Genomic DNA, 19748 nt, shown 5'->3' with positions numbered 1-19748 from the left:
ATTACACCAGACGGGTTCATTCTCGCCGTGGCTGTGACAAAATAGCGTCTTTATCAGAAAACGTCTTAGCCAACCGGTGGAGAAAGCAATGCAGGATCGCAATTTTGATGATATTGCGGAAAAGTTTTCCCGTAACATTTACGGCACCACCAAAGGGCAGCTTCGACAGGCTATTCTGTGGCAGGATCTCGATCGCGTGCTGGCGGAAATGGGCTCGCAAAAACTGCGTGTGCTGGATGCTGGCGGTGGAGAAGGGCAGACCGCAATCAAAATGGCCGAGCGTGGGCATCAGGTCATTTTATGCGATCTTTCAGCGCAGATGATCGACCGCGCAAAACAGGCGGCAGAAGCAAAAGGTGTGAGCGACAACATGCAATTTATACATTGCGCCGCTCAGGATGTTGCTTCGCATTTGGAAACGCCCGTTGATCTGATATTGTTCCATGCGGTGCTCGAGTGGGTGGCCGATCCCCGCAGCGTATTGCAGACCCTGTGGTCAGTGTTACGTCCAGGCGGTGTGTTGTCGTTAATGTTCTACAATGCGCACGGCTTGCTGATGCATAACATGGTTGCAGGGAATTTTGATTACGTGCAGGCGGGAATGCCGAAAAAGAAAAAACGGACGCTTTCGCCAGATTATCCACGCGACCCGGCGCAGGTTTATCTGTGGCTGGAAGAAGCTGGTTGGCAAATTATGGGTAAGACCGGCGTTCGCGTGTTTCATGATTATCTGCGCGAGAAGCACCAGCAGTGCGACTGCTATGAAGCATTACTTGAATTAGAAACGCGTTATTGCCGTCAGGAACCGTATATTACCCTGGGGCGTTATATTCATGTCACCGCGCGCAAACCGCAGAGCAAGGATAAAGTATGAGTGAATTTTCCCAGACAGTCCCCGAACTGGTTGCCTGGGCCAGAAAAAATGACTTCTCCATCTCGCTGCCGGTAGAACGACTCTCTTTTCTGCTGGCGGTTGCCACGCTGAACGGCGAGCGTCTGGATGGTGAGATGAGCGAAGGCGAGCTGGTGGATGCATTCCGCCATGTGAGTGATGCGTTTGAGCAAACCAGCGAAACCATCGGCGTGCGCGCCAACAACGCGATCAACGACATGGTTCGTCAACGTCTGCTGAACCGCTTTACCAGCGAGCAGGCTGAAGGGAACGCAATTTACCGTCTGACGCCGCTTGGCATCGGTATTACCGATTACTACATCCGTCAGCGCGAGTTTTCGACGCTGCGCCTTTCTATGCAGTTGTCGATTGTGGCGGGCGAACTGAAACGCGCGGCAGATGCCGCCGAAGAGGGCGGTGATGAATTTCACTGGCACCGTAATGTCTATGCGCCACTGAAATATTCGGTAGCAGAAATTTTCGACAGCATCGACCTGACGCAACGTCTGATGGACGAACAGCAGCAGCAGGTGAAAGATGATATCGCCCAGTTGCTGAACAAAGACTGGCGGGCGGCGATTTCCAGCTGCGAATTGTTGCTTTCAGAAACTTCCGGAACGCTGCGTGAATTGCAGGATACGCTGGAAGCGGCAGGTGATAAATTGCAGGCTAATCTGTTACGCATTCAGGATGCGACGATGACTCATGATGATCTGCATTTCGTCGATCGTCTGGTGTTCGATCTGCAAAGCAAACTTGACCGTATTATCAGCTGGGGCCAGCAATCCATCGACTTATGGATTGGCTACGACCGCCACGTACACAAATTTATTCGTACCGCTATCGATATGGATAAAAACCGCGTCTTTGCTCAGCGGTTACGTCAGTCGGTACAAACCTATTTTGATGAACCGTGGGCGCTAACTTATGCCAATGCCGATCGTCTGCTGGATATGCGTGACGAAGAGATGGCACTGCGCGATGAAGAAGTGACTGGGGAACTTCCTGAGGATCTGGAGTACGAAGAGTTTAACGAGATCCGCGAACAGCTGGCGGCGATCATCGAAGAACAACTTGCCGTGTACAAAACCAGACAAGTGCCGTTGGATCTTGGTCTGGTGGTACGCGAATATCTGTCACAGTATCCGCGTGCACGTCACTTTGACGTTGCGCGCATTGTTATTGATCAGGCGGTACGTCTTGGCGTAGCGCAAGCAGATTTCACCGGACTGCCAGCGAAATGGCAGCCGATTAATGATTACGGAGCCAAGGTACAGGCGCATGTCATCGACAAATATTGAACAAGTGATGCCGGTTAAGCTGGCGCAGGCGCTGGCGAATCCGTTATTTCCGGCGCTGGATAGCGCCTTACGTTCAGGCCGCCATATTGGCCTTGACGAACTGGATAATCATGCATTCCTGATGGATTTTCAGGAATATCTGGAAGAATTTTACGCGCGTTATAACGTTGAGCTTATTCGCGCACCGGAGGGGTTCTTCTATTTACGCCCACGTTCCACCACTATTATCCCTCGTTCCGTCTTGTCGGAACTGGATATGATGGTCGGGAAAATCCTCTGTTATCTTTATCTCAGCCCGGAACGGCTGGCGAATGAGGGGATTTTCACCCAGCAGGAACTGTACGATGAACTGCTCACCCTGGCCGATGAAGCGAAACTGCTGAAACTGGTGAACAACCGTTCAACCGGTTCAGACGTTGACCGGCAGAAGTTGCAGGAGAAAGTACGTTCTTCGCTCAACCGTCTGCGTCGTTTAGGCATGGTGTGGTTTATGGGCCACGACAGCAGCAAGTTCCGCATTACCGAATCGGTGTTCCGCTTCGGAGCCGATGTGCGTGCTGGCGACGATCCCCGTGAAGCACAGCGTCGCCTGATTCGTGATGGCGAAGCAATGCCGATTGAAAATCATCTGCAACTCAACGATGAAACCGAAGAGAATCAGCCAGATAGCGGAGAGGAAGAATAATGATTGAACGCGGTAAATTTCGCTCACTGACGCTGATTAACTGGAACGGCTTTTTTGCCCGAACTTTTGACCTTGACGAGCTGGTCACGACGCTTTCTGGCGGTAACGGGGCGGGTAAATCCACCACCATGGCGGCGTTCGTTACGGCGCTGATCCCCGACCTGACCCTGCTGCATTTCCGTAACACTACGGAAGCCGGGGCCACCAGCGGTTCGCGCGATAAAGGTCTGCACGGTAAGCTGAAAGCGGGTGTCTGCTATTCGATGCTCGACACCATTAACTCGCGCCATCAGCGCGTGGTGGTCGGCGTGCGTCTGCAACAGGTTGCCGGGCGCGATCGTAAAGTGGATATTAAACCATTTGCCATTCAGGGCTTGCCGATGTCGGTGCAGCCGACACAACTGGTGACCGAAACTCTGAATGAACGTCAGGCGCGTGTACTGCCGCTTAACGAGCTGAAAGACAAGCTCGAAGCGATGGAAGGCGTGCAGTTTAAGCAGTTCAACTCTATTACCGATTACCACTCGCTGATGTTCGATCTGGGCATCATCGCACGTCGTCTGCGCTCAGCGTCTGATCGTAGTAAATTCTATCGTCTGATTGAAGCTTCGCTGTACGGCGGGATTTCCAGCGCCATCACCCGTTCTCTGCGCGACTACCTGTTGCCAGAAAATAGCGGCGTGCGTAAAGCGTTTCAGGACATGGAAGCGGCGCTGCGTGAAAACCGTATGACGCTGGAAGCGATTCGTGTTACCCAGTCTGACCGTGACTTGTTCAAGCATCTGATCAGCGAAGCGACTAACTACGTGGCGGCGGACTACATGCGTCACGCCAACGAGCGCCGTGTTCATCTCGATAAGGCCCTGGAGTTTCGTCGCGAGCTACATACTTCGCGTCAGCAACTGGCGGCTGAGCAGTACAAACACGTCGACATGGCGCGAGAGCTGGCTGAGCACAACGGTGCCGAAGGCGATCTGGAGGCGGATTATCAGGCGGCCAGCGATCATCTGAACCTGGTGCAAACCGCACTGCGTCAGCAGGAAAAGATTGAACGCTACGAAGCGGATCTCGATGAGTTGCAGGTCCGCCTGGAAGAGCAAAACGAAGTGGTGGCAGAAGCCATCGAGCGCCAGGAAGAGAACGAGGCTCGTGCGGAAGCTGCCGAGCTGGAAGTGGACGAGCTGAAAAGCCAGCTTGCTGACTACCAGCAGGCGCTGGACGTCCAGCAAACGCGCGCGATCCAGTATAACCAGGCGATTGCTGCGCTTAATCGTGCCAAAGAACTGTGCCATCTGCCGGACTTAACCGCCGACAGCGCTGCCGAATGGCTGGAAACCTTCCAGGCGAAAGAGCTGGAAGCGACCGAAAAAATGCTCTCTCTTGAGCAGAAAATGAGCATGGCGCAAACCGCGCACAGCCAGTTTGAGCAGGCTTATCAGCTGGTGGTGGCAATCAACGGCCCGCTGGCGCGTAACGAGGCGTGGGATGTCGCTCGCGAACTATTGCGCGAAGGGGTCGATCAGCGTCACCTGGCAGAGCAGGTTCAGCCGTTGCGGATGCGCTTAAGCGAACTGGAACAGCGTCTGCGCGAGCAGCAAGAAGCTGAGCGTCTGTTGGCAGATTTCTGCAAACGTCAGGGCAAGAATTTTGATATCGACGAGCTGGAAGCCCTGCATCAGGAGCTGGAAGCGCGCATTGCCTCTCTTTCCGACAGTGTTTCTAACGCCCGTGAAGAGCGCATGGCACTGCGTCAGGAGCAGGAACAGCTGCAGTCTCGCATTCAGAGTTTGATGCAGCGTGCGCCGGTTTGGCTGGCAGCGCAAAACAGCCTCAACCAGTTGAGCGAACAGTGCGGCGAAGAGTTCTCTTCCAGCCAGGATGTCACCGAATATCTGCAACAGTTGCTGGAGCGTGAGCGCGAAGCCATTGTTGAACGCGATGAAGTAGGCGCGCGCAAAAACGCCGTCGATGAAGAGATCGAACGTTTAAGCCAGCCAGGTGGTTCTGAAGACCAGCGTTTGAATGCGCTGGCGGAGCGTTTTGGCGGCGTGCTGCTGTCAGAAATTTATGACGACGTTAGCCTGGAAGATGCGCCGTACTTCTCAGCGCTGTATGGCCCGTCACGCCACGCCATCGTGGTGCCAGATCTGTCACAGGTAACCGAACACCTGGAAGGCTTGACCGATTGCCCGGAAGATCTCTATTTGATCGAAGGGGATCCGCAGTCATTCGATGACAGCGTGTTCAGCGTTGATGAGCTGGAAAAAGCGGTAGTGGTGAAAATCGCCGATCGTCAGTGGCGTTATTCACGTTTCCCGGAAGTGCCGCTGTTTGGACGCGCGGCGCGCGAAAGCCGTATCGAAAGCCTCCATGCCGAGCGTGAAGTGCTTTCCGAACGCTTCGCCACGCTCTCCTTTGATGTACAGAAAACCCAGCGTCTGCATCAGGCGTTCAGCCGCTTTATCGGCAGCCATCTGGCGGTGGCGTTTGAGTCTGATCCGGAAGCCGAAATCCGTCAACTGAACAGCCGTCGCGTCGAACTGGAGCGGGCGTTGAGTAATCATGAAAATGATAACCAGCAGCAGCGTATTCAGTTTGAGCAGGCGAAAGAGGGTGTTACGGCGCTGAACCGCATTCTGCCGCGTCTCAACTTGTTGGCTGATGACAGCCTGGCGGATCGCGTCGATGAAATCCGCGAACGTCTGGATGAAGCCCAGGAAGCCGCGCGTTTTGTTCAGCAGTTCGGTAATCAACTGGCGAAACTGGAACCGATCGTTTCGGTATTGCAGAGTGACCCGGAACAGTTCGAACAGCTAAAAGAAGATTACGCGTACTCTCAGCAGATGCAGCGCGATGCCCGTCAGCAGGCGTTTGCCCTGACGGAAGTGGTGCAGCGTCGTGCGCACTTTAGCTACTCTGACTCGGCAGAAATGCTTAGCGGTAACAGCGATCTCAACGAAAAACTGCGTGAACGTCTGGAACAGGCGGAAGCGGAGCGTACCCGCGCTCGTGAAGCGTTGCGCGGACACGCCGCGCAGTTAAGTCAGTACAATCAGGTACTGGCTTCGCTGAAAAGTTCGTATGACACCAAAAAAGAGCTACTCAACGATCTGCAACGTGAATTGCAGGATATCGGCGTGCGTGCTGATAGCGGGGCAGAAGAGCGGGCGCGTATTCGCCGTGATGAGTTACATGCGCAGCTGAACAATAACCGTTCACGTCGCAACCAACTGGAAAAAGCGCTTACCTTCTGCGAAGCGGAGATGGACAACCTGACCCGCAAACTGCGCAAGCTGGAGCGTGATTACTTTGAGATGCGCGAGCAGGTAGTGACCGCGAAAGCGGGCTGGTGTGCAGTCATGCGCATGGTGAAAGATAACGGCGTTGAGCGCCGCTTACACCGTCGTGAGCTGGCTTATCTCTCCGCTGATGATTTGCGTTCCATGTCGGATAAGGCGTTAGGCGCGCTGCGTCTGGCGGTGGCGGATAATGAACATCTGCGCGACGTGCTGCGTTTGTCAGAAGATCCAAAACGTCCGGAGCGTAAAATTCAGTTCTTCGTGGCGGTTTATCAGCATCTGCGTGAACGTATTCGTCAGGATATTATTCGTACTGATGATCCGGTTGAAGCTATCGAGCAGATGGAGATCGAACTTAGCCGTCTGACTGAAGAGTTAACGTCCCGCGAACAGAAACTGGCGATCAGTTCCCGCAGCGTGGCGAACATCATTCGCAAAACCATTCAGCGCGAACAGAATCGTATCCGTATGCTCAACCAGGGCTTGCAGAACGTATCGTTCGGTCAGGTGAACAGCGTACGTCTGAACGTGAACGTACGTGAAACGCACGCCATGCTGCTGGATGTGCTCTCTGAACAGCACGAGCAGCATCAGGATCTGTTTAACAGCAACCGTCTGACCTTCTCGGAAGCGCTGGCGAAACTGTATCAACGTCTTAACCCGCAGATTGATATGGGGCAGCGCACGCCGCAGACTATCGGTGAAGAACTGCTGGATTACCGCAACTATCTGGAAATGGAAGTTGAGGTTAACCGTGGTTCCGATGGTTGGTTGCGCGCGGAGTCTGGCGCACTGTCGACCGGTGAGGCGATTGGTACCGGTATGTCGATTCTGGTGATGGTGGTACAAAGCTGGGAAGATGAATCTCGCCGCCTGCGCGGTAAAGATATCTCTCCTTGCCGCCTGCTGTTCCTCGATGAAGCAGCGCGACTGGACGCCCGTTCCATCGCCACGCTGTTTGAATTGTGTGAGCGTTTGCAAATGCAGCTCATCATCGCAGCGCCGGAAAATATCAGCCCGGAAAAAGGCACCACCTATAAACTGGTGCGTAAAGTCTTCCAGAATACCGAACACGTTCACGTAGTCGGTCTGCGTGGTTTTGCACCGCAACTCCCTGAAACGCTTCCAGGAACTGACGAAGCGCCTTCCCAGGCGAGTTAAGATTGAGGCGGCAGCGATGCCGCCTTTCCTGTTTCTGAAAACTCCGTTTCTGCACTAAAAAAGTGCCACATTCTGGCGCGCTTTTCTTTAAACTTCTTTACATTAGGTTATGTAAAAACGTATCGGCGTTTATATACTGAAGATAAGCCTGATGAGTAACAGGCTTGCTCGTCATACTTTCGTGAGTATTGGCGTTGTACAGGCAAGTCGTAAAATAACAGCCTGGCTATTCAGAGTATGATAAAAACAGGGGGCAAGGGATGTTGCTTAATATGATGTGTGGTCGTCGGCTGTCGGCAATCAGTTTGTGCCTGGCCGTAACATTCGCTCCACTGTTCAATGCGCAGGCCGATGAGCCTGAAGTAATCCCTGGCGACAGCCCGGTGGCTGTCAGTGAACAGGGCGAGGCACTGCCGCAGGCGCAAGCCACGGCAATAATGGCGGGGATCCAGCCATTGCCTGAAGGTGCGGCTGAAAGAGCCCGCACGCAAATCGAATCTCAATTACCCGCAGGTTATAAGCCGGTTTATCTTAACCAGCTTCAATTGTTGTATGCCGCACGCGATATGCAACCCATGTGGGAAAACCGTGATGCTGTTAAAGCCTTCCAGCAACAGCTGGCAGAGGTGGCGATTGCCGGTTTCCAGCCGCAGTTTAATAAATGGGTAGAGTTACTGACCGATCCTGGTGTTAACGGGATGGCACGCGACGTCGTGCTCTCTGATGCGATGATGGGCTATCTCCATTTCATTGCAAATATTCCGGTCAAAGGCACTCGCTGGCTATATAGCAGTAAACCTTATGCGCTTGCAACGCCGCCGCTTTCGGTGATTAACCAATGGCAGCTGGCGCTGGATAAAGGTCAATTGCCGACGTTTGTTGCAGGACTGGCACCGCAGCATCCGCAATATGCGGCGATGCATGAATCGTTACTGGCCTTACTCAGTGACACCAAACCGTGGCCCCAACTGACTGGCAAAGCAACATTGCGTCCAGGGCAGTGGAGTAACGACATACCGGCATTGCGCGAAATATTGCAACGTACAGGCATGCTGGACGGGGGGCCGAAAATAACTCTGCCTGGCGATGACACGCCAACTGACGCGGTGGTCAGCCCATCCGCTGTTACTGCTGAAACAGCAGAAACTAAGGCGATGGACCAGCAAACGACGTCTCGTAGTAAACCTGCGCCTGCCGTTCGTGCCGCCTACAATAATGAATTGGTAGAAGCCGTTAAACGTTTTCAGGCATGGCAAGGATTAGGAGCAGATGGCGCTATTGGCCCGGCAACACGGGACTGGTTAAACGTAACGCCCGCCCAGCGAGCTGGTGTGTTGGCACTCAATATCCAGCGATTACGCTTGCTGCCAACTGAGCTTTCAACCGGGATCATGGTTAATATTCCGGCCTATTCGCTGGTCTATTATCAGAACGGCAATCAGGTGCTGGATTCGAGAGTCATTGTCGGTCGCCCCGATCGCAAAACGCCGATGATGAGCAGTGCCCTTAACAACGTGGTGGTAAACCCGCCGTGGAATGTACCACCAACTCTGGCACGCAAAGATATTCTGCCGAAAGTGCGCAACGATCCGGGATATCTCGAAAGCCATGGCTATACGGTGATGCGCGGCTGGAACAGCAGAGAAGCGATTGACCCATGGCAGGTTGACTGGTCTACAATCACGGCCTCGAATTTACCGTTTCGCTTCCAGCAGGCTCCAGGCCCACGGAACTCGCTGGGGCGCTATAAATTCAATATGCCGAGTTCAGAGGCCATTTATTTGCATGACACGCCGAACCACAATCTGTTCAAGCGTGATACACGCGCATTGAGCTCAGGCTGTGTACGAGTGAATAAAGCTTCCGATCTGGCGAATATGCTGTTGCAGGATGCAGGATGGAATGACAAACGTATTTCTGATGCGCTGAAGCAGGGCGATACGCGTTACGTCAATATTCGGCAGTCGATTCCGGTGAATCTCTACTATCTGACGGCCTTTGTTGGTGCAGATGGTCGTACCCAGTATCGTACAGATATTTACAATTATGATCTGCCTGCGCGATCCAGCTCGCAAATCGTATCGAAAGCGGAACAATTAATCAGGTAAATGAAGCAGTTCGGGGAAATCAGTTGTCGTAATAATTAGCATGATCGGGGGCGCTTCTCTGCAGCCCCCGTCACTGCTGGGGTTGAGTCATCTTGACGTCTGCTTTACGGGCGGTTAAGGTGCCTCTTGTGCGCCAGAAGTGCATATAAACGATAACATTGACCTGTAGACTTGATTATCATGGACAAATTCGACGCTAATCGCCGCAAACTGCTGGCGCTTGGTGGCGTTGCACTCGGTGCCGCCATCCTGCCGACCCCGGCGTTTGCAACACTCTCGACCCCACGCCCGCGCATTTTGACACTCAATAATCTTCATACCGGAGAGTCAATCAAAGCGGAGTTTTTCGATGGCAGAGGCTATATTCAGGAAGAATTGGCAAAACTTAACCATTTTTTCCGCGATTACCGCGCGAACAAAATAAAGTCCATCGACCCAGGATTATTCGACCAGTTGTATCGCCTGCAAGGGTTGTTAGGCACCCGCAAACCGGTGCAACTCATTTCCGGTTATCGTTCCATTGATACCAACAATGAACTACGCGCCCGCAGCCGTGGAGTAGCGAAGAAAAGCTATCACACTAAAGGCCAGGCGATGGATTTCCACATTGAAGGTATCGCGTTAAGCAATATTCGCAAAGCCGCGTTATCTATGCGCGCAGGTGGTGTAGGATATTACCCACGTAGTAACTTTGTGCATATTGATACCGGGCCAGCACGGCACTGGTAGTAATCGCTTAACGAAACAGGGGCAGTATGAACTATCGTATTATTCCGGTCACCGCATTCTCCCAGAACTGTTCATTGATCTGGTGTGAACAAACCCGTCTGGCCGCACTGGTCGATCCTGGCGGCGATGCGGAAAAAATCAAACAGGAAGTTGATGCCAGCGGCCTGACACTGATGCAGATCCTGCTGACTCATGGTCATCTGGACCACGTTGGCGCAGCGGCGGAACTGGCGCAACATTACGGCGTGCCGGTTTTTGGCCCGGAAAAAGAAGATGAGTTCTGGCTACAAGGCTTGCCTGCGCAAAGTCGTATGTTTGGTCTGGAAGAGTGCCAGCCACTTACGCCAGATCGTTGGCTGAACGAAGGCGATACCATCAGCATAGGGAATGTGGCTTTACAGGTGTTACATTGCCCTGGGCATACGCCGGGTCATGTCGTGTTTTTTGATGATCGGGCAAAGCTGCTGATTTCTGGCGACGTTATTTTCAAAGGCGGAGTAGGGCGCAGTGACTTCCCGCGTGGCGATCATAATCAACTGATTTCTTCAATCAAAGATAAGTTGCTGCCACTGGGGGATGACGTGACATTTATTCCGGGTCACGGACCATTATCCACACTTGGTTATGAGCGCCTGCATAATCCCTTCCTGCAAGACGAAATGCCCGTCTGGTAAAGGCGCATAAAAAAGCCCGCTTTTCAGCGGGCTTCATTGTTTTTAACGCTTACAGCACTGCCACAATCGCTTCGCACAGCGGAGCCATATTATCTGGTGTCATCCCGGCCACGTTTACGCGACCAGAAGCAACAGCATACACGCCAAACTCTTCGCGCAGACGCAGCACTTGTTCTTTTGTCAGGCCACTGAAGGAGAACATGCCGTTCTGTTTGATGATAAAGCTGAAGTCGCGGTTTGCGCCTTTTTCCTGCAGCGTATTGACGAACAACTGACGCATACGCTGAATACGCTGGCGCATATCAGTCAGCTCTTGTTCCCAAATCGCACGTAACGCATCGTTGCTCAGGATGGTGGCAACAACAGAAGCGCCGTGTGCTGGTGGGTTAGAGTAGTTAGCGCGAATCGCCGCTTTCATTTGGCTGAATGCGCGATCAACGGTTTCACTGTCAGCAGCAACCAGAGTACAAGCGCCAACACGCTCGTTGTACAGGCCAAAGTTTTTAGAGTAGGAACTGGCAACAATCAGCTCTTTATGCATAGCCGCGAAAGCGCGCAGTCCTTCAGCATCTTCTTCCAGACCACGGGCAAACCCTTGGTAAGCGAAGTCAAACAGCGGTAACCAGCCTTTCTCAACGGAAAGTTGTGCCAGTGTCTGCCATTGTTCCAGCGTAGGGTCGATACCGGTTGGGTTATGGCAGCAGCCATGGAACAGCACTACGTCGCCAGCCTGAGCTTCGTTCAGGCTGTTAATCAGTGCATCGAAGTCAAGGGTGTGATTTTCCGCATCATAATAAGCGTATTCACGAACTTCCAGACCTGCAGAGTTAAAGACGCTCTTATGGTTCGGCCAGCTTGGGTTGCTCACCCACACACGCTTAACGCTGGTATTTTTTGCCAGGAAATCGGCAGCCACGCGTAGTGCGCCAGTGCCACCCGGAGTCTGTGCCGTGCGAGCACGTTTGTCATTGATCAGGGCGCTACCTTTACCAAACAGCAGTTCCTGAGTGCAGCGACCAAATTCAGGGATGCCGTCAATGCCGAGGTAATTTTTGGTGGTTTCATTTTCGAGCAGATACTGTTCAGCCTTTTTCACGCTGGTCAGTACCGGGGTTTTGCCCGTCTCATCTTTATAGACACCAATCCCGAGGTTAATTTTGCCGGGACGTTCATCGGCACGAAACAGATCGGCCAGGCCCAGAATCGGGTCGGCAGGAGCGGCGGTAATGTTCTCAAACATGACGAGGTTCCATTATGGTTACAGAAGGGAAGTCCGCTATCAGGGTAACGGGAGATTTACAAAATTCCAACTATTACTGATGAAAACGCAGGCTGTTTTTGCAAGACGTGAGATTGCTCTGAAAGGCATAAAAAAAACAGGACCAAAGTCCTGTTTTTTCGGCATTTAACAAAGAGGTGTGCTATTAGAACTGGTAAACGATACCCACAGCAACGGTGTCGTCTGAACCTACGCCCAGTTTGTTGTCAGAATCGATCTGGTTGATGATGTAGTCAACATAGGTAGACATGTTTTTGTTGAAGTAGTAGGTTGCGCCCACTTCAAAGTAGTTCACCAGATCAACATCACCGATACCTTCTACGTCTTTCGCTTTAGATTTGGTGTAAGCGATGGACGGACGCAGACCGAAATCGAACTGGTATTGCGCAACTAACAGAACATCTTGCGTTTTGTTGGCGAAGCCGCTGATGTTTGTAAATTTATTAGTGATCGGCGTAGCGTTACGGGTTTCACCGTAGTTCGCTGCCAGGTAGATGTTGTTCGCGTCATACTTCAGACCAGTAGCCCACTGTTCAGCTTTTTTACCGTTGCCAAGAGGTTGAGCTTCTTGCAGGTTGGTACGGTCAGCGGCGCCATAAGCACCAACGATACCAAAGCCTTCGTATTCGTAGCTGATAGAACCGCCAACACCGTCGCCGTTAGAGCGGCGTGCAGTGTCACGCTCGTTTTTACCCAGGTACTGAACAGCGAAGTTCAGGCCATCAACCAGACCAAAGAAGTTGGAGTTACGATAGGTAGCAACGCCGCCAACACGACCAACGAAGAAGTCATCGCTGTATGCAGTATCACCACCAAATTCTGGCAGCATATCGGTGTAACCCAGTGCATCATAAACCACACCGTAGTTACGGCCGTAATCGAAAGAACCAACGTCAGCGTATTTAAGCCCCGCGAATGCCAGACGGGTTTTGTTACCAGTTTGAGCGTCAGCGCCTTCAGAGTTGTTACCCTGGAAGTTATATTCCCACTGACCATAACCGGTCAGATCGGAATTGATTTGAGTTTCCCCTTTAAAACCAAGACGGGCATAGGTCATGTCGCCATTGCCACCGTAACTGTTTTCACCGTTACCCTTGGAGAAATAATGCAGACCGACAGCTTTACCGTACAGATCTACTTTGTTGCCATCTTTGTTATAAATTTCTGCAGCGTTTGCAGTACCTGCTACTAACAGAGCAGGGACGATCACTGCCAGAATATTGCGCTTCATCATTATTTATTACCCTCATGGTTTTTTTATGACACCTGCCACTGCCGTCAATAAGTTCTGTCAATAAAAATTTACGGAACTATTGATGAGAGTTTGGTGTCTTTATGTGTCTGCAGGCATCTTTCCATTCAAACTAACGTTTCGCTACCGTGAAAGTGCTACAAAGATAAAGATTTGGTTTCAAAAAGAAAAAATATGTAACTAAAAGTAAAATTTAAGGAACTTTGTGAACACCGTCATATTTCCTTAGAAGCGTGATGATATTTACAGCAATTTTTATCTATTTATATGATTTCCTTATATTTAAATTAACTAAAAGGAAATTTTGTTTCTGATGGAAACTTTATCGACCTGGCACTAAATCCTCGTTCAGATATCCAGAACGCCAAAAAATAGTATGAAAATTGTGCTATCAGCTAAGAAAAAACTAATCCGCAATAAGAATGCGGATTATTTTTTGTGCGCAAATGTTGCAGTGTAATATTCCGTAACAGGATGATCGTTATGGCGGGGTTGCAAATAGATTGCTTGACTTAACAAACAGATAACTTGACAGAAAGGATAAAAAAAGAGCCAGCGGGTGCTGGCTCTTGAAGACGCTAAATTAGAAGCTGGCGTTACGCGGAGTACGTGGGAACGGAATCACATCACGCACGTTTTGCACGCCAGTTACGTAAGCAATCAGGCGTTCAAAACCAAGACCGAAACCGGAATGTGGAACAGTACCGTAGCGACGCAGATCGCGATACCACCAGTAATCTTCTTTATTCAGGCCCATTTCCAACATACGCTCGTCCAGCACGTCCAGACGCTCTTCACGCTGAGAACCACCAATGATTTCACCGATGCCCGGAGCCAGAACATCCATAGCCGCAACAGTTTTACCGTCTTCGTTAAGGCGCATATAGAACGCTTTAATGTCTTTCGGATAGTTTTTAACCACCACCGGTGCTTTAAAGTGTTCTTCCGCCAGATAACGTTCATGCTCAGAAGAGAGATCAACGCCCCAGTAAACCGGGTTTTCAAACTTCTTGCCGCAGTTTTCGAGAATGGTCACTGCGTCGGTGTAATCCACCTGAGCGAAGTCGGCCTCAATAAAACGTTCCAGACGTGAAACGGCATCTTTATCTACGCGTTCAGCGAAGAATTTCATGTCGTCAGCGCGTTCTTCGAGAACCGCTTTGAAGACATATTTCAGCATGGCTTCAGCCAGACCCGCGATATCGTTCAGGTTAGCAAACGCCACTTCCGGCTCCAGCATCCAGAATTCCGCCAGGTGACGGCTGGTGTTGGAGTTTTCAGCACGGAAAGTCGGGCCGAAGGTATAAATTTTGGACAATGCGCAAGCGTAGGTTTCGCCGTTCAACTGGCCAGATACGGTCAGGAAAGACTCTTTACCAAAGAAGTCTTTGTCGAAATCCACTTTGCCCTGATCGTTACGCGGCAGGTTTTCCAGATCCAGCGTAGAAACGCGGAACATTTCGCCAGCCCCTTCGGTATCAGACGCAGTAATCAGTGGCGTTGAAACCCAGAAGAATCCCTGCTCGTTAAAGAAGCGATGCAGCGCCTGCGCCAGCGTATGGCGAACGCGCGCGACGGCACCAATCAGGTTTGTGCGCGGACGCAGGTGAGCGACTTCACGCAGATACTCAATGCTGTGGCGTTTTGCCGCCATCGGGTAAGTGTCTGGATCTTCAACCCAACCAGCAACTTCAACCTTGCTGGCCTGAATTTCAAATTGTTGCCCCTGGCCCGGCGACGCCACGACTTTACCCGTCACAATGACCGAGCAGCCGGTGGTCAGACGCAAGACGTCTTCATTGTAATTGGGCAGAGAATTATTAATGACAGCCTGTACAGGATCAAAGCAGGAACCGTCATAAACGGCGAGGAAGGAGATGCCAGCTTTTGAATCTCGGCGGGTACGTACCCATCCGCGCACGGTGACTTCGCTGTCAACGGCTACGCGGCCCTGGAGTACGTCGGCTACAGGCACAACGCTCATAATATTCTCTCTGTTAATAGTCGGAAAAAATAAACACTTGTCCACCCGTAAATGGGGGGATACCTATGTTACCTGGCATCTGCAATCAGACAAGCAGAATTCGCAAATGCAGCGAAAGATTTCGGAATAAAAGGTAAAAAAAGGGAGCCGATTAGCTCCCTGATGATATTAACTGGCTTTTTTAATATGCGGAAGGTCGAACGCTTTGCGCAGCGCCCGAACAAACGCTTTATCGTGGCAGATAGTTTTGCCAGGGCTGTCAGAAAGTTTCGCCACCGGTTTACCGTTACACTCAACCAACTTAATGACAATATTCAGGGGTTTTACCTGGGGGATATCGCAGGTCAGGCGAGTCCCAATACCAAAACTTAATTGCACGCGGGAAGAGAAATGGCGGTATAGCTCAACCGCTTTGCGTAAATCCAGATTGTCAGAGAAAACCAGCGTTTTACTCTGCGGATCAATTCCCAGCTTCTCATAATGTGCAATGGCTTTTTCACCCCATTCAACCGGGTCGCCGGAGTCATGACGCAAGCCCTGATAGCGGCTGGCAAATTCTACGCCGAAATCTCGCAGGAAAGCATCCATGGTAATACAGTCGGTTAACGCAATGCCAAGTTGGTCGGGATATTCTTCCAGCCAGGCAGCAAGTGCAGCTCGCTGGCTGTTGGCAAGATCCGGACTGATTTGCTGATGCGCCTGGAACCATTCGTGTGCTTGTGTTCCCATTGGCGTGAGGGAAAGCCGACGCGCCAGATCGTAGTTGCTGGTGCCTACGAACCAGGATTCCTGTTGCAGACGTTTCACGATGGTTTCTTGTACTTCACGAGAAAAACGTCGGCGGGTGCCAAAATCCATCAGATGGAAGCGCGACATATCAAGACCGGCGGTTAATGCCGAGAAGTCGGCTAATTTGCTTTCCAGCGTGTCGAGGGCTTGCGCAACGTCGGCCTGCGGTGAGCGATAGCGATGTACCATTTCACTGATAACCGCCAGCAAAGGAACTTCCCAGAGGATGACTTCACGCCACGGGCCGCTTAAACGAATATCCAGCTTGCCATTATCGTTGGACACGGTGACTTGTTCCGGGTTAAAGCGGAACTCGCGTAGCCAGTTAAGATAGTCGGCTTTAAAGAAAGGCAGGGCTGAGAGCCATTGATATTCATCATCCTGCAGGCGCAGGTGCTGCATCGCCTGAACCTGTTCACGAATAGCATCGGCATAAATACCCAGCAGATCGTCACCTCGGCAACGAAACTCCGCCGCGACATGCACATCGTAATAGTGATGAAACACGGCTTGCTGCATATGCAACTTATAAGCATCTGTATCCAGCAACGAGTGCAGAACAGGAGAAGCGAATTGTGTCATAGGTGCGCAGTAGCGTCCTCGTACAGGAGCGTTTAGTACAATAAACATCTTCAGGAACTGCTGGAGTATACCTTGTTTCGTAATTTATTGAACCCCGATCACACCATATGTCACCTTTCTGGTCGATGGTATTGCGCTGCGTATGTTATAAAAATGTAGCAATAAAGGCGTTTGTACCTGAAAAGATGAAGATTCTGCATAGCGCGATTTACGCAACAGGAATAGACTGAACACCAGACTCTATAAAAGATGCTAAAGGTTATTTATGACTCAACAGCCACAAGCCAAATACCGTCACGATTATCGTGCGCCGGATTACCAGATTACTGATATTGACTTGACCTTTGACCTGGACGCGCAAAAGACGGTCGTTACCGCGGTCAGCCAGGCTGTCCGTCATGGTGCATCAGATGCTCCGCTTCGTCTTGATGGCGAAGATCTTAAACTGGTTTCTGTTCATATTAATGATGAGCCGTGGACCGCCTGGAAAGAAGAAGAGGGCGCACTGGTCATCAGTAATTTGCCGGAGCGTTTTACGCTTAAGATCGTTAATGAAATTAGCCCGGCGACGAATACCGCGCTGGAAGGGCTTTATCAGTCAGGCGATGCGCTTTGCACTCAGTGTGAAGCCGAAGGTTTCCGCCATATTACGTATTATCTTGACCGCCCGGACGTGCTGGCGCGTTTTACCACCAAAATTATTGCCGATAAAACCAAATATCCCTTCCTGCTTTCCAACGGTAACCGCGTTGCGCAAGGCGAACTGGAAAACGGACGTCACTGGGTACAGTGGCAGGACCCGTTCCCGAAACCGTGCTACCTGTTTGCGCTGGTGGCAGGTGACTTTGATGTACTGCGCGACACCTTCACCACGCGTTCTGGTCGCGAAGTGGCGCTGGAGCTGTATGTTGATCGTGGTAATCTCGACCGTGCACCGTGGGCGATGACCTCGCTGAAAAATTCCATGAAGTGGGATGAAGAACGCTTCGGTCTGGAGTATGACCTCGACATCTATATGATCGTTGCAGTGGATTTCTTCAATATGGGCGCAATGGAGAATAAAGGTCTGAATATCTTTAACTCCAAATATGTGCTGGCCCGTACCGACACTGCGACCGATAAAGATTACCTCGATATTGAGCGTGTTATTGGTCACGAATATTTCCATAACTGGACCGGTAACCGTGTGACCTGCCGCGACTGGTTCCAGCTCAGCCTGAAAGAAGGTTTAACCGTCTTCCGCGATCAGGAATTCAGCTCTGACCTTGGTTCCCGCGCGGTAAACCGTATCAACAACGTGCGCACCATGCGCGGATTGCAGTTTGCGGAAGACGCCAGCCCGATGGCGCACCCGATCCGCCCAGATATGGTCATTGAGATGAACAACTTCTACACCCTGACCGTTTACGAGAAGGGCGCGGAAGTGATTCGCATGATCCACACTCTGCTGGGCGAAGAAAACTTCCAGAAAGGGATGCAGCTCTATTTCGAGCGCCATGATGGCAGTGCGGCAACCTGCGACGACTTTGTTCAGGCGATGGAAGATGCGTCAAATGTCGATCTCTCCCATTTCCGCCGTTGGTACAGCCAGTCCGGTACGCCGGTTGTGACCGTCAAAGACGACTATAATCCGGAAACCGAGCAGTACACCCTGACCATCAGCCAGCGCACGCCTGCTACGCCGGATCAGGCAGAAAAACAGCCGCTGCATATTCCGTTTGCCATTGAACTGTATGACAACGAAGGCAAAGTGATCCCGTTGCAGAAAGGCGGTCACCCGGTGAATTCGGTGCTGAACGTCACCCAGGCGGAACAGACCTTTGTCTTTGATAATGTCTACTTCCAGCCGGTACCCGCACTGCTGTGCGAATTCTCTGCGCCAGTGAAACTGGAATATAAGTGGAGCGATCAGCAACTGACCTTCCTGATGCGTCATGCGCGTAATGATTTCTCCCGCTGGGATGCGGCGCAAAGCCTGCTGGCAACCTACATCAAGCTCAACGTCGCCCGTCATCAGCAAGGGCAGCCGCTGTCTCTGCCGGTGCATGTGGCTGACGCTTTCCGCGCGGTGCTGCTCGATGAGAAGATTGATCCGGCGCTGGCGGCAGAAATTCTGACGCTGCCTTCCGTCAATGAAATGGCAGAACTGTTCGATATCATCGATCCGATTGCTATTGCCGAAGTGCGTGAAGCACTCACCCGTACTCTGGCGACTGAACTGGCGGATGAGTTGCTGGCTATTTACAACGCGAATTACCAGAGCGAGTATCGCGTTGAGCATGAAGATATTGCAAAACGCACTCTGCGAAATGCCTGCCTGCGCTTCCTCGCTTTTGGTGAAACGCATCTGGCTGACGTGCTGGTAAGCAAGCAGTTCCATGAAGCAAACAATATGACCGATGCGCTGGCCGCGCTTTCTGCGGCGGTTGCTGCACAGCTGCCATGCCGTGACGCGCTGATGCAGGAGTACGACGACAAGTGGCATCAGGATGGTCTGGTGATGGATAAATGGTTTATCCTGCAAGCCACCAGCCCGGCGGCGAATGTGCTGGAGACGGTGCGTGGTCTGTTGCAGCATCGCTCATTTACCATGAGCAACCCGAACCGCATTCGTTCGTTGATTGGCGCGTTTGCGGGCAGCAACCCGGCAGCGTTCCATGCCGAAGATGGCAGCGGTTACCAGTTCCTGGTGGAAATGCTTACCGACCTCAACAGCCGTAACCCGCAGGTGGCTTCACGTCTGATTGAACCGCTGATTCGCCTGAAGCGTTACGATGCCAAACGTCAGGAGAAAATGCGCGCGGCGCTGGAGCAGTTGAAAGGGCTGGAAAATCTCTCTGGCGATCTGTACGAGAAGATAACTAAAGCACTGGCTTAATACTTTTGAGCCCAAATGCCGGATGCGGCGCTTGACGCGTCTTATCAGGCCTACAAGTCCGTTGAAAATGCTGGTTTTGTAGGCTGGATAAGGCGTTCACGCCGCATCTGGCAGCCGTGCCCAAATGCCTGATGC

At 51.7% G+C, this 19748-nt stretch carries 12 protein-coding genes; 8 read left to right on the top strand and 4 right to left on the bottom strand.

Annotated elements, in window-relative coordinates; genetic code table 11:
• The first annotated feature begins 88 nt into the window (after positions 1-88).
• From cmoM to gloC, 7 genes are all read left to right on the top strand, one after another.
• Complete coding sequence (gene cmoM, locus BEB42_RS01195; protein ID WP_010360870.1) at positions 89-874, top strand: tRNA uridine 5-oxyacetic acid(34) methyltransferase CmoM; 786 nt, start codon at positions 89-91, stop codon at positions 872-874.
• Complete coding sequence (mukF, locus tag BEB42_RS01190) at positions 871-2193, top strand: chromosome partition protein MukF (protein ID WP_001288866.1); 1323 nt, start codon at positions 871-873, stop codon at positions 2191-2193. Before cmoM ends, mukF begins: the two co-directional genes overlap by 4 nt.
• On the top strand, positions 2174-2878 hold the full coding sequence (mukE, locus tag BEB42_RS01185; protein WP_010360875.1) for a chromosome partition protein MukE: 705 nt from the start codon (positions 2174-2176) through the stop codon (positions 2876-2878). The genes mukF and mukE overlap by 20 nt, the downstream gene beginning before the upstream one ends.
• Complete coding sequence (mukB, locus tag BEB42_RS01180; protein WP_000572700.1) at positions 2878-7338, top strand: chromosome partition protein MukB; 4461 nt, start codon at positions 2878-2880, stop codon at positions 7336-7338. Before mukE ends, mukB begins: the two co-directional genes overlap by 1 nt.
• 260 nt (positions 7339-7598) lie before the next feature.
• Positions 7599-9446 (top strand): L,D-transpeptidase, encoded by a 1848-nt coding sequence (gene ldtD, locus BEB42_RS01175; RefSeq protein ID WP_000926025.1) that lies wholly within the window; start codon positions 7599-7601, stop codon positions 9444-9446.
• 180 nt (positions 9447-9626) lie between these two features.
• Positions 9627-10175 carry a YcbK family protein gene (locus BEB42_RS01165; protein WP_001295932.1) on the top strand — a complete coding sequence of 183 codons (549 nt, stop codon included), beginning with the start codon at positions 9627-9629 and terminating at the stop codon, positions 10173-10175.
• Between the two features lie 26 nt (positions 10176-10201).
• Positions 10202-10849: a hydroxyacylglutathione hydrolase GloC gene (gene gloC / locus BEB42_RS01160; protein ID WP_001109449.1), complete on the top strand. Its 648-nt coding sequence runs from the start codon at positions 10202-10204 to the stop codon at positions 10847-10849.
• A gap of 49 nt (positions 10850-10898) precedes the next feature.
• Here gloC and aspC read toward each other — a convergent pair whose 3' ends face one another.
• The 4 genes from aspC to pncB all read right to left on the bottom strand — a co-directional run bounded on the left by aspC (position 10899) and on the right by pncB (position 16735).
• Positions 10899-12089 carry an aspartate transaminase gene (gene aspC / locus BEB42_RS01155; RefSeq protein ID WP_000462687.1) on the bottom strand — a complete coding sequence of 397 codons (1191 nt, stop codon included), beginning with the start codon at positions 12087-12089 and terminating at the stop codon, positions 10899-10901.
• Positions 12090-12273: 184 nt separating this feature from the next.
• Positions 12274-13362, bottom strand: coding sequence for a porin OmpF (gene ompF / locus BEB42_RS01145; protein ID WP_000977917.1), 1089 nt, complete (start codon positions 13360-13362; stop codon positions 12274-12276).
• 601 nt (positions 13363-13963) lie between these two features.
• A complete protein-coding gene (gene asnS / locus BEB42_RS01140) occupies positions 13964-15364 on the bottom strand; it encodes an asparagine--tRNA ligase (RefSeq protein ID WP_000117877.1) in 1401 nt (466 codons plus the stop codon).
• Positions 15365-15532: 168 nt separating this feature from the next.
• The gene (gene pncB, locus BEB42_RS01135) at positions 15533-16735 is read right to left on the bottom strand and encodes a nicotinate phosphoribosyltransferase (RefSeq protein ID WP_001305916.1); all 1203 of its coding nucleotides are present in this window, start codon (positions 16733-16735) and stop codon (positions 15533-15535) included.
• A gap of 265 nt (positions 16736-17000) precedes the next feature.
• Between pncB and pepN the strand changes: the two genes are divergently transcribed.
• Positions 17001-19613 carry an aminopeptidase N gene (gene pepN, locus BEB42_RS01130; RefSeq protein WP_000193811.1) on the top strand — a complete coding sequence of 871 codons (2613 nt, stop codon included), beginning with the start codon at positions 17001-17003 and terminating at the stop codon, positions 19611-19613.
• Positions 19614-19748 lie beyond the last annotated feature (135 nt).

Source organism: Escherichia sp. MOD1-EC5990, from assembly GCF_002965285.1.
Taxonomy (GTDB): domain Bacteria; phylum Pseudomonadota; class Gammaproteobacteria; order Enterobacterales; family Enterobacteriaceae; genus Escherichia; species Escherichia coli_F.
This window is presented reverse-complemented; position numbering and strand designations above follow the sequence as displayed.

Coding starts and splice junctions, on each gene's coding strand:
- cmoM (WP_010360870.1), top strand. CDS start 89: ATGCAGGATCGCAATTTTGATGATATTGCGGAAAAGTTTTCCCGTAAC.
- mukF (WP_001288866.1), top strand. CDS start 871: ATGAGTGAATTTTCCCAGACAGTCCCCGAACTGGTTGCCTGGGCCAGA.
- mukE (WP_010360875.1), top strand. CDS start 2,174: ATGTCATCGACAAATATTGAACAAGTGATGCCGGTTAAGCTGGCGCAG.
- mukB (WP_000572700.1), top strand. CDS start 2,878: ATGATTGAACGCGGTAAATTTCGCTCACTGACGCTGATTAACTGGAAC.
- ldtD (WP_000926025.1), top strand. CDS start 7,599: ATGTTGCTTAATATGATGTGTGGTCGTCGGCTGTCGGCAATCAGTTTG.
- BEB42_RS01165 (WP_001295932.1), top strand. CDS start 9,627: ATGGACAAATTCGACGCTAATCGCCGCAAACTGCTGGCGCTTGGTGGC.
- gloC (WP_001109449.1), top strand. CDS start 10,202: ATGAACTATCGTATTATTCCGGTCACCGCATTCTCCCAGAACTGTTCA.
- aspC (WP_000462687.1), bottom strand. CDS start 12,089: ATGTTTGAGAACATTACCGCCGCTCCTGCCGACCCGATTCTGGGCCTG.
- ompF (WP_000977917.1), bottom strand. CDS start 13,362: ATGATGAAGCGCAATATTCTGGCAGTGATCGTCCCTGCTCTGTTAGTA.
- asnS (WP_000117877.1), bottom strand. CDS start 15,364: ATGAGCGTTGTGCCTGTAGCCGACGTACTCCAGGGCCGCGTAGCCGTT.
- pncB (WP_001305916.1), bottom strand. CDS start 16,735: ATGACACAATTCGCTTCTCCTGTTCTGCACTCGTTGCTGGATACAGAT.
- pepN (WP_000193811.1), top strand. CDS start 17,001: ATGACTCAACAGCCACAAGCCAAATACCGTCACGATTATCGTGCGCCG.